The sequence below is a fragment of the Pseudomonadota bacterium genome (assembly GCA_026388315.1).
Taxonomy (GTDB): domain Bacteria; phylum Desulfobacterota; class Syntrophorhabdia; order Syntrophorhabdales; family Syntrophorhabdaceae; genus MWEV01.
Map to the genome: position 1 here is coordinate 79,223 of JAPLKA010000058.1, position 13,262 is coordinate 92,484.

The 13,262-nt window shown below is 43.3% G+C and carries 13 protein-coding genes; 8 read left to right on the forward strand and 5 right to left on the reverse strand.

What is annotated here, in order from left to right; translation table 11 throughout:
- Positions 1-35: 35 nt before the first annotated feature.
- The 4 genes from NTX75_09280 to NTX75_09295 are packed head-to-tail and all read right to left on the reverse strand — an operon-like array spanning position 36 to position 3,724.
- Positions 36-1,058, reverse strand: a complete 1,023-nt coding sequence (locus NTX75_09280; GenBank protein MCX5816416.1) for a hypothetical protein — start codon at positions 1,056-1,058, stop codon at positions 36-38.
- On the reverse strand, positions 1,006-2,379 hold the full coding sequence (gene argH / locus NTX75_09285; GenBank protein MCX5816417.1) for an argininosuccinate lyase: 1,374 nt from the start codon (positions 2,377-2,379) through the stop codon (positions 1,006-1,008). Before argH ends, NTX75_09280 begins: the two co-directional genes overlap by 53 nt.
- Positions 2,376-3,113 (reverse strand): YggS family pyridoxal phosphate-dependent enzyme, encoded by a 738-nt coding sequence (locus NTX75_09290; GenBank protein MCX5816418.1) that lies wholly within the window; start codon positions 3,111-3,113, stop codon positions 2,376-2,378. Before NTX75_09290 ends, argH begins: the two co-directional genes overlap by 4 nt.
- 20 nt (positions 3,114-3,133) lie before the next feature.
- A complete protein-coding gene (locus NTX75_09295) occupies positions 3,134-3,724 on the reverse strand; it encodes a Maf family protein (protein MCX5816419.1) in 591 nt (196 codons plus the stop codon).
- Between the two features lie 320 nt (positions 3,725-4,044).
- On the opposite strand from NTX75_09295, the gene NTX75_09300 reads away from it, so the two are divergent.
- The 8 genes from NTX75_09300 to NTX75_09335 all read left to right on the forward strand — a co-directional run bounded on the left by NTX75_09300 (position 4,045) and on the right by NTX75_09335 (position 12,739).
- Positions 4,045-4,374 (forward strand): divalent-cation tolerance protein CutA, encoded by a 330-nt coding sequence (locus tag NTX75_09300; protein MCX5816420.1) that lies wholly within the window; start codon positions 4,045-4,047, stop codon positions 4,372-4,374.
- Positions 4,375-4,480: 106 nt separating this feature from the next.
- The gene (locus NTX75_09305) at positions 4,481-5,236 is read left to right on the forward strand and encodes an SDR family NAD(P)-dependent oxidoreductase (protein ID MCX5816421.1); all 756 of its coding nucleotides are present in this window, start codon (positions 4,481-4,483) and stop codon (positions 5,234-5,236) included.
- Between the two features lie 147 nt (positions 5,237-5,383).
- Entirely contained in the window at positions 5,384-6,643 is a 1,260-nt protein-coding gene (locus NTX75_09310; protein ID MCX5816422.1) for a Wzz/FepE/Etk N-terminal domain-containing protein, read from the forward strand.
- Positions 6,644-6,663: 20 nt separating this feature from the next.
- A complete protein-coding gene (locus NTX75_09315; GenBank protein ID MCX5816423.1) occupies positions 6,664-9,174 on the forward strand; it encodes an SLBB domain-containing protein in 2,511 nt (836 codons plus the stop codon).
- Positions 9,175-9,195: 21 nt separating this feature from the next.
- Positions 9,196-9,591 (forward strand): four helix bundle protein, encoded by a 396-nt coding sequence (locus NTX75_09320; protein ID MCX5816424.1) that lies wholly within the window; start codon positions 9,196-9,198, stop codon positions 9,589-9,591.
- Complete coding sequence (locus tag NTX75_09325; protein MCX5816425.1) at positions 9,588-11,720, forward strand: YjbH domain-containing protein; 2,133 nt, start codon at positions 9,588-9,590, stop codon at positions 11,718-11,720. The genes NTX75_09320 and NTX75_09325 overlap by 4 nt, the downstream gene beginning before the upstream one ends.
- A gap of 39 nt (positions 11,721-11,759) precedes the next feature.
- The gene (locus NTX75_09330; GenBank protein ID MCX5816426.1) at positions 11,760-12,041 is read left to right on the forward strand and encodes a hypothetical protein; all 282 of its coding nucleotides are present in this window, start codon (positions 11,760-11,762) and stop codon (positions 12,039-12,041) included.
- Positions 12,042-12,187: 146 nt separating this feature from the next.
- A complete protein-coding gene (locus tag NTX75_09335) occupies positions 12,188-12,739 on the forward strand; it encodes a hypothetical protein (protein ID MCX5816427.1) in 552 nt (183 codons plus the stop codon).
- An 81-nt stretch (positions 12,740-12,820) separates the two neighbouring features.
- On the opposite strand, the gene NTX75_09340 is transcribed toward NTX75_09335, so the two are convergent.
- Positions 12,821-13,210, reverse strand: a complete 390-nt coding sequence (locus NTX75_09340) for a GxxExxY protein (protein ID MCX5816428.1) — start codon at positions 13,208-13,210, stop codon at positions 12,821-12,823.
- Positions 13,211-13,262 lie beyond the last annotated feature (52 nt).

The following is a 13,262-nucleotide window of genomic DNA, read 5'->3' on the forward strand; positions in this document are numbered from 1 at the left end:
CCTCAGCCTTTCAGCTATCAGCCCGATCTCCATCTCTACTCTTTCAATATAATAATCGCTTCCCTCGACGGGTTGCTCTCATTGCCCGCTCCATCGACTGCTGTAACATAATATGACACGTACCTTATGTCAGGGGTATTGTTATCGAGAAATATATTTTCCTTCACATGCCCGATATTAATTTTCTCAGCCTTACCTGCGCCGATTCTGTAAACATTATACCCTTCAAGGTCCTTCTCCTGGCCTGCCTTCCAGGTTATCTGAACGCCTTCAGCCATTTTTTCTGCTTTCACTCCCAGAGGAGACGCAGGCGGTGTCGAATCCTTAGGGATGGCCTTTACCTTTAAGCCCTCACCTTCAGTGCGTAATCCGCTTTTTGTCTGTACCTTCCTGACTTCATATGAATACACCTTCCCGTTTTCAAGCCCTGAATCTACAAAATACGGCGTTGTAAGAGGGTTTTTATTAATGGGAAAAATTGGGTAAATATCATCATCATACCTGTAAACATTATACGAGGTTCCCTCTTCCTTCCGCCATGTCAACTCAATCCTTCCATCATCCTCTTTAACAGAAATGTCTCCGGGCACACCAGGGGGTTGCTCCCATTTTACGGTAAATGTGTTGGATGCATCTCCGCGTGTCCCCCTTTTTGTATAAGGATAGACTTTATATGCGTATTGATAGCCGTTTGCCAGGTCATCGTCGTAGACATAAGTCCTGCCTTCATATATGACATATCCCTGTGCTGCGTCGAGACTCAGATCTTTAAAGGGTTCAAATGAGGCGCCAATGCAGCTCCCGCAACTCTTGACAATCTTGAATCCCGCAAGGTCTTTTATTGCTGAGCCATCCTTGTTTTTAGCAGGTACTGAAAAGGAAAGAAACAATAATCCATCCCTCACCTCCCCCGATAAATCGTTTATGCCACTCGGTAACGGCAGCGCCCGGGGCTGAGGATCGCCCTTTTTGCCGCAGGAAACAAAAAGGAGAACCAAGGCAATGCTAATAATTGCAATATATCTTCTCTCTCTCAATCGCCCTGTCAACCTCTTCAAAAGAGGCAGCTCCTGTTGTTTTTCTGTTTTTTACTATGTTATGAGGGTCTATATAATTGTAGACATCTTCACCGAAAATATCTGCATGTTCCCTCATATCAACAAGCTTAATCTCGCTTAAGGTTATCTCTTTATCCTCACAGTATTTTACCATTTTTCCTACTATCGCATGGGCCTCCCTGAAAGGCAATCCCTTGAGGGTCAGGTATTCGGTCATCTCTACGGCGGGCATAAAGCTCTCCCTGACTGCGCTTTCCATCTTCTCCCTGTTGAGGCTCAGCCCCTTTATGCACAATTCCATAATGGCAAGCACATCTTTTACAGTATGTACTGCATGGAAAAGAGGTTCCTTGTCCTCCTGGAGGTCCCTGTTGTATGTCATGGGGAGTCCTTTCAGCATAGCGAAGAGACTGAAAAGGTCACCAATAACACGGGATGCCCTTCCCCGTGTTAGTTCAAGGGCGTCGGGATTTTTCTTGTGAGGCATGAGGCTGCTCCCTGTGCACAACTCATCTGGCAGCGAAATAAAGGAAAATTCCTGAGTGGAGAACATGATGAGGTCTTCTGCCAGCCTTGACATATGCATCATGATCATGGCAATGGAATAAACGGCATCAAGAACAAAATCCCTATCTGAAACACTATCCATGCTATTTTCTGAAACCCTTGAAAAACCTAAGGCTTCGCTTACAAACTCCCTGTCAAGAGGAATTGTAGAGCCCGCGATGGCCCCGCTCCCCAGGGGCATTATGTCGATGTGTTTCAATGCCTGTTGTATCCGCCCCCGGTCTCTTTTAAACATATAAAAATAGGCCATCAGATAATGGGCAAAGGTAACGATCTGAGCACGTTGCATGTGGGTATATCCGGGCATAATTACATCCCTTTCTTTCTCCGCCCTTTCTATGAGGGTTTTCAGGAACGCGAGAATCGCACCATCAATCAGGGCGAACTCAGTCTTTAAGAACATCCTCATATCAAGGGAGACCTGATCGTTCCTGCTTCTTCCTGTATGGAGCTTTTTCCCGAGGTCCCCTGTCTTTTCAATAAGGCGTGTTTCAACGTGCATGTGAATATCTTCCAGTGTATCGGAGAAGGCGAGCTTACCTTCTCTGATTTCTGTTTTTATCTCTTCAAGGGCAATAACAATAGTATTTGTTTCATCTTCATTTAATATGCCGATCTTCCGGAGCATCCATGCATGTGCCTTACTCCCCTCTATGTCATGCTCATAGAGTACCCAATCGGATTGGATGGAGGCGCTGAAGCGCTCCATGAGCGGGTCTGTCCTGCCTTTAAACCTCCCACCCCATAGTTTCATGATCTTTCTCCGAAAATAGCGGTTCCCACCCTTACCATAGTTGCACCCTCCTCTATGGCTACCTCAAAATCAGAAGACATTCCCATGGATAGTTCAGTCATGTTTAACAAAAACTCTCTGTTTGCCTCATGCATTGTCTCCCTGAGTCCCTTGAACACGCCCCTTACCTCCTCCGGGTCATCTACAAACGGGGCCATCGTCATGAGTCCGACAGGCTTGATGTTCTTCAACTGATTTACCCTTTCAAGCATCTTTTTCAGGTTATCCACGATAGTGCCCTGTTTGGTGGCTTCGCCTGAGAGGTTCAATTCGAATAACACCATGATTTCTTTATTGTATTTGTCAAGCAGTTCAAGGATCTCATATCGGTCAACAGAGTGGATATAACCGAACAATCCCGGCAGATATTTTATCTTATTCGTCTGTATATGGCCAATCATGTGCCAGTTGACCTCTTCGCAAGGGGCAATTTCTTCGATCTTCCTTTTTGCTTCCTGGATATAATTTTCACCAAAATCTTTCAAACCGCAGGCCATAGCTTCCTTTATTCTACCAATATCAACTCTTTTTGTCACACCAATTAAACGTACTTCAGACAAAGGCCTTCCCGATCTGATACAGGCCTTTTCAACCCTTTCCAGTACTGCTTTTATTGCATCGCTAATGTTCCGCATTTTATGTTTCTCTGGTTTCTTTTGTTTCTCTTGTTTCTGACTTAATCCAGTATCCAGCATCCAGCATCATTTTCTATTTTTCACGACAGCACACCTAATGACAGCAGTGCCTCTGCAACCTCGCATATGGGCAGACCGACAACGTTTGCGTAGGATCCTTTTATCTCTTTTACCATGTAGCCACCCTTGCCCTGGACGGCGTATGAACCGGCCTTATCAAAAGGCTCGGATGTTTTAATGTAGCGCTTGATTTCATCGTCAGACAAACCCCTTACATAAACCCTTGTCTCAACTGCATCCCTGTATGTTATGTTTCTGGATATGTTAAGGACACAATAGCCTGTAATGACCCGGTGCCACTTTCCGCTCAGAATCTTAAGCATATTAAATGCATCGCTGTCATTCTTCGGTTTTCCCAGTATCTTGCCCTTCAATACCACTACCGTATCAGCACCGATAACCCACTTATCAGGAAAGAGATTCCCAACTTTATGTGCCTTTTCATAAGATACCCTTAGCACGAAATCCTTCGGCAGTTCATCCTTCCTTCTTCGCTCATCGATGTTCGGGGGTATAATGGAGAATGATATGCCCAGGGTCCTTAAAATATCGACCCTACGGGTTGACTCGCTCGCCAGTATGATTGAATCTCCTTCCTTCACTTGAAACATATTCCTCTCCTATCGTAGAATAGTAAAAATATATGAAACTCTCTTTGATTTCAAGTTAAATATGAAGAGCGTTGATAGCTCATGGCGAATTAGCTCATGGATGTATTTGTTTAAAACCAGTCTTATTGGTTACAACCAACAAGACTGGTCATGTAAAAAGCCGCTGGTAGTCGCAGGCCTGTCCTGCCAAGGTGTTGTTGTAGTTCTTGGCCAGGGCTTTAGCCTGCGTGTTGTTATGATGCTGCTTTAATCAAGGATCGAATATCAAGTATCCAGAAACCAGTATCAAGGTCAATCTGGATATAAAACTGGAGGGTATGATGAGCGAAATCATCAAAATTATTATCACAGCAGATAGCAAGGAAACTGCTGAAAAGATTGGCAGGGACCTTGTAGGGAGGAGGCTTGCCTCGTGTGCCCAGATTAGTGGGCCGATTAAAAGTATTTACTGGTGGAAAGGGAAGATTGAGGCGGCTGAAGAATGGGTGTGCACCTTAAAAAGCAGGAAGGGACTTTATAAAACAATTGAAAGGGAAATACGGGTACTCCACCCCTACGAACTCCCGCAAATCATAGCTATTGACATCCCCCATGTACTGCCTGAGTATGCAGACTGGATACAAAATGAAACAGTGAAAGGTGAAAAGTGAAAAGAAAAAGGTGGAAAAAGAAAGACCGCAAAGGAAAAGAGTACAGTTCACATTTCACTATGAAAAGCTGTGAACTGTGAACAGACTGATATAGGAGGTTGTGGACATGAAATTAAAAGGAAAAGTAGCCTTCCTTACGGCGGCGGCGGGTGCAGGGATCGGCCAGGCAGTGGCACGGACGTTCGCCAGGGAAGGGGCACATGTCGTTATTACTGATGTACACAAAGAGAGGGCAATTGCAGTAGCAGAGGCGATACACAGAGAATACGGGACAGAAACCCTTGGCATGGGATGTGATGTAGCAGACCGGGACGATATTAAACATGCAGTGAGCGAAACCCTTGAACGGTTCGGCCGTATAGACATCCTTTTTAACAACGCCGGTACAAACCGTCCTTCCCGGATAGTGGATATGAGTGATGAAGACTGGGAACTTGTTATCAATGTGTCGCTGCGGGGGGTCTTTTATTGTTGCAGGGCAGTTCTGCCTGTTATGATGAAACAAAAATACGGCCGCATTGTGAGTATAACGTCTGTTGCGGGTTTCAGGGGTCTTAAGGCTGGCCATGCCCACTATGCTGCAGCAAAGGCCGGCGTCATGGCCTTTACACGCTGCCTTGCCATGGAAGCGGCGCCTTACTATATTACAGCCAATACCGTTGCCCCGAGCTTTATCTATAACGAATTTATACCGCACATCTATCCGGAAGAAGAGATCGAAAGAATGTACGAAGAGATCCCCTATCCCAGGAAAGGAACACCACGGGATATTGCCAATACAGTCCTGTTCCTCGTTTCTGACGAAGGCGAATATGTCACAGGCCAGACCATCTGCGTAACGGGCGGGAGTTGGATGAGGTGAAAACATAGAAGTTGGGAAGATAAGAAGGCAGGAAGGTGCGGGGGGGGGGGAGAAATATCTTGACTTTTATTGGTAGAGAAACAGATAATATATGTTTAATTCAGGATATATCGATAAAATAAATAATATATTGAGAGGGGGAAATATTTGGAGGAAAATCCCAATAAAACTGAATATACCGATAATGATGAAGAAATCAACCTGTTAGATTATCTGATTGTTCTCGTAAAGAGGAAAAGGCTTATTGCGTATATAACGCTTGGAGCTATGCTGATAACTGCAATTTATAGCCTTACCCAGCCGTCTGTGTATAGGGCTGAAACAAGGATTATGCCGCCCCAACAGTCAAGCCAGGGTTCAATGTCTCAGCTTTTGGGTCAGTTGGGGGGCGCTACGGGGTTTGTCGGTATGGCATCAGGCGCCTCAAAGACCCCAGGTGACCTCTATATTGCCTTATTAAAAACCAATAATATCTTAGACCGTATTATTGATAGATTTGATCTCGTGAAGCTTTACAAAGCCAAATCGAAAGCAGGGCCAAGGGGTGCTCTTTCGGGTGCCGTCGAAGCAAAAGAAGACAGGAAAAGCGGCATTATAACAATCGCTGTTATGGATAAAGACCCGAAAAGGGCTGCGCTGTTTGCAAACGCCTTTGTTGAGGAGCTGAAGGCTATGAACAAAGGACTTGCTGTTGGCGAGGCAAGTCAGAGGAGATTATTCTTTGAAGAACAGCTTGAGGATGTAAAAAAGGCTTTGGTGGCATCAGAAGAGGACATAAAGGGTTTTCAGGAAAAGACTGGCGTTTTGAGTAAAGATCAGGTTCAGTTGGCAATTGGGGCTATTGCAGGCATGAAGGCAGGAATTGCCGCAAAAGAAATAGAATTGAGGGTGTTGAAAACATATTCAACGCCAAGCAACCCGGATGTAAAAAAGGTAGAAGAAGCGATAAAAGGCATGAAGGCTGAAGTGAATAATCAGCAAACAAAAAATAAAATAGAATATGACCCTCTAATGCCATTACAAGAAGCGCCTCAAACTGGAATGGAATATGTGAGAAAGTTAAGGAATTTTAAGTTTTATGAGACCCTGAACGAGCTCCTCATCAAACAGTATGAGGCGGCAAAGATTGATGAAGCCAAGGATGCAACTATCGTTCAGGTGATTGATAAGGCCGAGCCGCCGGAGAAGAGAATTAAGCCAGAAAGAAGAAAGATGGTAATGACTGCCGGTGTTGTCGGTTTCTTCCTTTCAATATTTGTTGTTTTTATTATGGAATATGCAGAAAAGTCCTCTTCCAATCCGGAGAACAAAGAAAGGATTGATGAAATAAAAAAGCTTTTTCCTTCTGGTCTTTTTCGCAAGGCAAAGAACATTTTAACTAATTTAACTAATAATAAAGTTAAATGAAACATAACAAGGAGCAAAGTATGACAAGATTCAAACAGGCTTCGGTAATCTTTTTTTTCATACTAATAATGTGCTGCGGCAGTGTTTTTGCCCAGCAACCTTCGTCTGCATCATCTCCCCAACAATACCAGCCCCAAATGAATCAGGCTAACCCTTACGGAGGTGGGCAACCTTCCGCAACAGGACAGACAGGACAGCAGTTTAATTACCAGCAACTTCCGCCGATGCCAGCTCAACCGTTCCAACAATATCTTCAGCAACCTCGGAGCCCCGCCGAAGAAAAACTGTCAGGGTTTGAACGCTATATAAGCGATAAGGTTATCGAGGTCAATGAGTTCCAGTTTGATATTGTCAAAAGGCTGGACGGGATTACTTTCCTCTATTCTGACAGGGGACTCATCAAAGGAACAATAGCTGTACCTGTTAAAATTATAAAGATAACAAAGAAGATGGAAACCATAGGCGGCAACGAGGAATTGAAAAAAACAGAGAAGAGGGAGTCGTCCCAAACCTTTAAAGAGCTGGAGGTTACCGATAAACCTATTCTTATCGATGCCGGTTTTATTATTGGAACCGTTGATGCAATCACAAGGGCATTTACGCTGCTGGGTTTGCGACTGCCATTTATTATATCAACCGACATCAAGCAATATGGATATGACCTTTTCAGGCAGCCGATTTCTTCGTTTGTACCTGATGCCGGTGTACCTGTTGGACCGGATTATGTACTGGGGCCGGGCGATGAAGTAAAGATTATCATATGGGGCCATATTGAGGCTATCTGGAATGTATTTGTGGATAATCATGGCAATATATCACTTCCCAAGGTGGGCGCATTGAACGTTGCCGGGCTGAACTACCAGGAACTGAAGGAAATGATACATAGAGCGCTATCAAAGAATTTCACCGGGTTTGAGATGAATGTAAGCATGGGGCAGTTACGTACGATGACGGTTTTTGTCGTTGGAAATGCCGAAAGGCCTGGGAGCTATACTGTTTCATCATTTTCATCGGTTATAAATGCACTTTTTGCGGCAGGCGGTCCGAGTAAGACCGGGACAATGAGGGATATACAGGTGAAAAGACTTGGAAAGACTATCGTTCACTTTGACCTGTATGACTTTTTGCTTAAAGGTAATAAAGCACAGGATATACGTCTACTCCCCGAGGACGTGGTGTTCATCCCGCCTATTGGCACACTCGTTGCCATAACAGGGAGCGTGAATAACCCTGCTATATACGAACTCAAAGAGGATGCCACCATAACCCAGCTTATCGAGATGGCGGGCGGACTGGATACTGTTGCCTACAAAGGCAGGGTGCAGATAGAGAGGATCGTTGGCAACAACAGACAGATTGTCTATGAATCGGACCTTACAAGCTTAAAAGAGAAGGATGTTAAGCTACATCCTGGGGATGTGCTTAAAATCTTTCAGGTTGTGCAGGAAAAACGTGTCGTCAAGCTCTCCGGCGCTGTCCAGAGAGAAGGAAGCTATGGTTTGAAACCGGGCATGACTGTGAAGGACATGATTCTGTTAGCGGGAGGGCTTAAATATTTTGCGTATTTAAAAGAAGCCGAGTTGACGAGGTATTCTGTGACAGAGGAAGGTCCGAAGACGGAAAAGATGCTTTTCAGCCTTGAAAAGGCCATGACAGGCGATCCGGAGAGTAATCTTGCATTGAAAGAAGAGGACTATCTCTTTATCAGGACTATCCCGAACTGGCAGCCGCAGCAGATGGTTACCATTAATGGTGAAGTGCGTTTCCCAGGTACATACCCGATCAGTAGGGGGGAGCGGCTTTCATCAATAATCGAAAGGGCAGGGGGCTACAGCGAATATGCATACTTGAGGGGAGCGGTTTTTATAAGGGAGAGATTAAAGGAAGTCCAACAGAGGAATATGGAGGAAATTATAACGAGACTGGAAAGGGAGCTGCTGTCTGCAAGCTCTGCCCAGACTGCCACTGCAACGTCATCGGAGGGAGTAACGGCAAGCAAGGCTGAAGCCGAGCAAAAGCAGAAATTCCTTGAATCGTTGAAAAAGCTTAAGGCAACCGGCAGATTGACGATATATTTAGCCCATTTGAGGCTATTAAAGGGGAGTGGATTTGACATTGAACTTGAAGGTGGAGACAGTCTATATATACCCGTATCGAACAACTTTGTGAATGTGGCCGGATCAGTGATGACCCAGGGAAGCTTCATATATTCCAATACATTAAGCAGCAAAGATTACATTGAGCTTGCCGGTGGGGCTTCGAGATGGGCGGACACCGGTAATATGTATATAATGAAAGTGGACGGCAGCGCTATGAAGGTTGCAACCGGATTATTCAGTTGGAATTCGGCGCGGTCGAGATGGGAAACGGCTTCATTCGGAGAGCCGATAAAAGAAGTAGAACCCGGAGATACCATAGTTGTGCCGGAAAAGGTAGAACGGATTGCCTGGATGAGAGAGATCAAGGATATTGCCCAGATCGTTGCCAATATAGCTGTCAGCGCAGGCGTGGTAAAAGCCCTGTATCAGTAACAGCTGAGTGAGTTAAGTAAGTTGAGTGAGTTGGATAATAATGAGGCTAAATCTACTTTTGAAACGCTGGAGGTTTGGAAGGCAGGTAGAAGGCCGAGGAAGCAGATACCAGAGGCGGTTAAAGATTTGCCAGCTATTGAACAATATAGATCAGTCGATCAGATTGTAAGGCCATCAATATCTGTTACGGCAAATATTACGGAAGGGTATGGCAGGTATTATTACCAGGAGAATATCCAATACTGCCGTCAAGCACGAGGCTCACTTTTTGAATTGTTGGATCATTTGTATGTGGCTTTGGACGAACAATATATACTTTTGAATTTATTTAATGATTTTAAGGCTGAAACCTTCAGGGTTATCAAAATATTAAATGGTTACATAAACCATTTAAAAAAACAAAAAACAATCTGTTGATCATCCCAAGGACACACAACTATCTTGTCTTTACTTTTTTTCTTTTATCATTTCTTCTCTTATTTCGATTAAATCCATTATCGTGTATCTATCCGTTCAACCTACTCAACCGCTCAACCGTTGCTTACGCTTCTGACGAACCCTTTACCGGTCCGGCAAACTGGGGGGGGACGGGTCTCATGGAAATCCCAACAGCAAGGGTTATGAATGAAGGTAGCTACAGGATTGGCGCAAGCAAGATTGACCCATACCAACATTATTATATTACTGTGAGTCCCTTTAAAAGATTTGAAATAAATGGAAGGTTTACAGAGGTTCTTGGTTTTGCTCCAGGTGAAGGATTTTCCGGTTCCTATGGGAACTTTAAAGATAAGTCATTTAACTTCAAATACAAGCTTGTAGAAGAAGGCAGATATTCGCCTGCACTTTCCATTGGAATCATGGACCCATTCGGGACAAGAGTATATTCGTCACAGCTCATTGTGGCAAGCAAGCAGATATACCCCTTTGACTTTACCTTGGGTTTTGGCAATGGGAGGTTTGGAAAAACCCCGCTTCCAGCACAGAAGGAAGGTTTTAAGGTTGAAATGTTCAGCGATACAAAAGAATGGCTAAAAGACTCGGAATTTTTTTGGGGTATCCAGTTTGCGCCATCAGAAAAATTTGCCCTGATGATGGAATACAGTCCGATAAAATATGAAAAACAGACGAGAGACCCTGCTCAGATGAAATACTTTCAGGACCCGGTTCCTTCGCAATTTAATTATGGCATAAGGCTGAAGCCCTTTAAGTGGACTGACATCGATTTTACCTATCAGAGGGGGAACCAGTATGGTGTGAACCTTTCAATGGCGTTTGACATTGGTAATCCAATCATACCCATCTATGACAAGCCATACGTTGAAAAACTACAAATGAAATCAGATCCTCTCAGTGACAGGATAACGGAGGCCTTGCACGCATCCGGATTCAGCAATATCGGCGTTAAGCTTGAAGGCAATGAGCTATGGATAGAGGCTCAAAACGGAAAATATTTCTATGACACAAGAGCGCTGGGTGTAATCTTAAAAATACTCTATGACCTGAAACCTGTCCGTGTTGATAAAGTCAACATCGTTCTGCATGACAACGGCGTACCTCTGATTCAATTTAATACAACGTTTGTTGATATATATGAACTGTATAATGAAAAAATTTCACTCCGGGAATTTCTCCGTTTATCGGAGATGAGAGCCTTGGATGTTACAGAATATCCCGATATCAAAAAGCGTTACAAGAAACTGTTCGATTATGGTTTAAAGCCGGACTTCAAAACCTTTCTCAATGACCCTTCCGGTTTTTTTCAATACCGGTTTGGAGTTGTAGGATGGGCGAGCTACAACCTGTGGTCTGGCGGTTCCTTTATAGCCGAAATCGACACATATCCTATTAACACGATTTCAGCATCTCAAGGAACTTCATCATCGAGACCAGTACGGAGTGATATTGTACCATATTTGCAGCAAAAATTTATATTGGGGAGATTAATGTATCAGCAAATCCTCAATTTTGATAAAGGTTATTATGGAAGAGTTGCCGGAGGCATACTGGAAACGGAATACGCCGGTCTTGATGGTGAATTGGCAAAACCCATTTTGGATGGAAGGTTATATGTCGGCCTGAGTGGTAGTGTTGTACGAAAAAGGGCGGTGGACGAACCCTTTCAATTAAAAAGCGATGACTGGAAAGAGTACTATAATACCTGTTTTTTAAATGCGCGCCTCAATATCCCTGAAATAGAAACTTCAATTGAGGTTAATGCCGGGCAGTTCCTGGCAGGCGACAGGGGCGCGCGCATAACAGTGTCAAAATTTATCAAGGGTGTTACTCTTGTTGCATGGTATAGTTTTACAGATACATCAATTTTTACTGACAGCATGAATAGAGGTTACAATGATATGGGTGTAGGCATAAAGATACCAATGAGACTTTTCGAAGGCACTGATTCCAGAACAGTTTACAATTTCTTTATTTCACCATGGACAAGGGATGTTGCCCAGGACATAGATCACTCTATGACGCTTTTTGATTTTTTTGGGAGAAACTCAAAAAAATATATTGACAAAGACAGAGTATACATGTATAAATAGCGGTATGTTTAAAATCCAAATGAAACGGGGGAATACTTTATGAACAGATTTAAAAAGGCAGTGAAATTGATGACAGTTGTATTATTTGTTGCAATGGTTTGCCTGCCGACAGTAACGTATGCACAGGCTCCAGCAGTAGCTCCAGCTCCAGCTCCAGCAGCAGGTGCAGCAGGTGGAGCAGCAGGTGCAGCAGTAGGTGCAGGTGTTGGTGTAGGAACAATCGCACTTGGTGCAGCGGTAGTTGCAGCAGGTCTTGCAGTCGTAGGTGCCTCGTCCGGTAGCAGCAGCACTACTACTACTCACACAGCTGTAAGTCACTGAAAGCAAGTATTCTTTAAAAATAAAAATATCAGCTTGGGAAAACCCAATTTCCAAAGCTGATATTTTATTAAAACACTGTCACTCCGGCGGAAGCCGGAGTCCAGAACTATTTAAGTGATTTATAGTAACCGGGTAATTAATTACAAATGCGAAAAATATCTACAAATATCTACAAATATCTACAAGTTACTGCAAATTACCTTTCCTTTTTCTACATAATAATAGCTCTATTCATTACAACAGTTCCAGCTTATACACAAAACACCGGAGACCAACTCAATGCAGTATTGACACCAGCAGAATCATTCTTTAAGAGCCTTAAGGGAAAAGACTACACAAAAATATGGACACTGCTTTCACAAAAATCACAAGAAACAATTGTTGATGAAGTATTCAAAGAGATCCTTAAGAACCAATCCTCACAAACAACTGTTGTGGAATACTCGAAGGAGCAGATACTCTCGGATTTTAAAATTGGGGGATTAATCTCAAGGTCATACTGGAATGGTTTCCTTGAGTACTTTAACCCTGATTTAGTTCTGGATCAAAGTAAATGGGATATTGGAACAGTAAAAAAGGACAAAGCTGAAATATCCATACAATATAAAAAATCAGACAACCCTGCCATGCTAAAAATGTTCAAAGAAAACAACGCATGGAAAGTAGGCCTTGTCGAAACCTTCTGGACGCATAAATAGTAAAAATCCTTATTTAGCCGCAGACAAGAGCGGACGAAGTCATGACAGAATCATTATTTTTATAGCCGGTGACATTGCCGGTTATAAACCCTCATGCCCTTCGGGCAGGGTAAAGACTATCCTTTTAATCTCTGCTTTTGCATGTTTAAAGTTTACCAGAAGACCTGCCTGTATCCCTGTTGCCTTTAAATAATTGATAAGTTGTGCTTCATGGATTTTATCAATCCGTTCTACGGTTTTCAGTTCGACGATTACCTTATTTTCAACAAGTAAATCTGCAACATATTCCCCTGCTGGTTCATCTTTATAAAAAACATTTACAGGTACCTGTGCATCAGCCTTTAGACCTTGTTTTCTTAATTCAATTAATAATGCATTTTCATATACCTTTTCAAGGAACCCAGGGCCAAGAACTCTGTTTACTTCAAAGACAGCGCCATTGATAATATAGGTAATATCGTTTATATCCATAATTTATTTTCACGAAGTGAATGAAATTTTCTTGCAGGCAAGTCGCCTGCAC

Bases quoted from the DNA above. Each gene is read 5' to 3' on its own strand.
- NTX75_09300 (MCX5816420.1), top strand. From the start codon at position 4,045: ATGAGCGAAATCATCAAAATTATTATCACAGCAGATAGCAAGGAAACT.
- NTX75_09335 (MCX5816427.1), top strand. From the start codon at position 12,188: ATGCGAAAAATATCTACAAATATCTACAAATATCTACAAGTTACTGCA.
- argH (MCX5816417.1), bottom strand. From the start codon at position 2,379: ATGAAACTATGGGGTGGGAGGTTTAAAGGCAGGACAGACCCGCTCATG.
- NTX75_09295 (MCX5816419.1), bottom strand. From the start codon at position 3,724: ATGTTTCAAGTGAAGGAAGGAGATTCAATCATACTGGCGAGCGAGTCA.
- NTX75_09330 (MCX5816426.1), top strand. From the start codon at position 11,760: ATGAACAGATTTAAAAAGGCAGTGAAATTGATGACAGTTGTATTATTT.
- NTX75_09340 (MCX5816428.1), bottom strand. From the start codon at position 13,210: ATGGATATAAACGATATTACCTATATTATCAATGGCGCTGTCTTTGAA.
- NTX75_09305 (MCX5816421.1), top strand. From the start codon at position 4,481: ATGAAATTAAAAGGAAAAGTAGCCTTCCTTACGGCGGCGGCGGGTGCA.
- NTX75_09315 (MCX5816423.1), top strand. From the start codon at position 6,664: ATGACAAGATTCAAACAGGCTTCGGTAATCTTTTTTTTCATACTAATA.
- NTX75_09290 (MCX5816418.1), bottom strand. From the start codon at position 3,113: ATGCTGGATACTGGATTAAGTCAGAAACAAGAGAAACAAAAGAAACCA.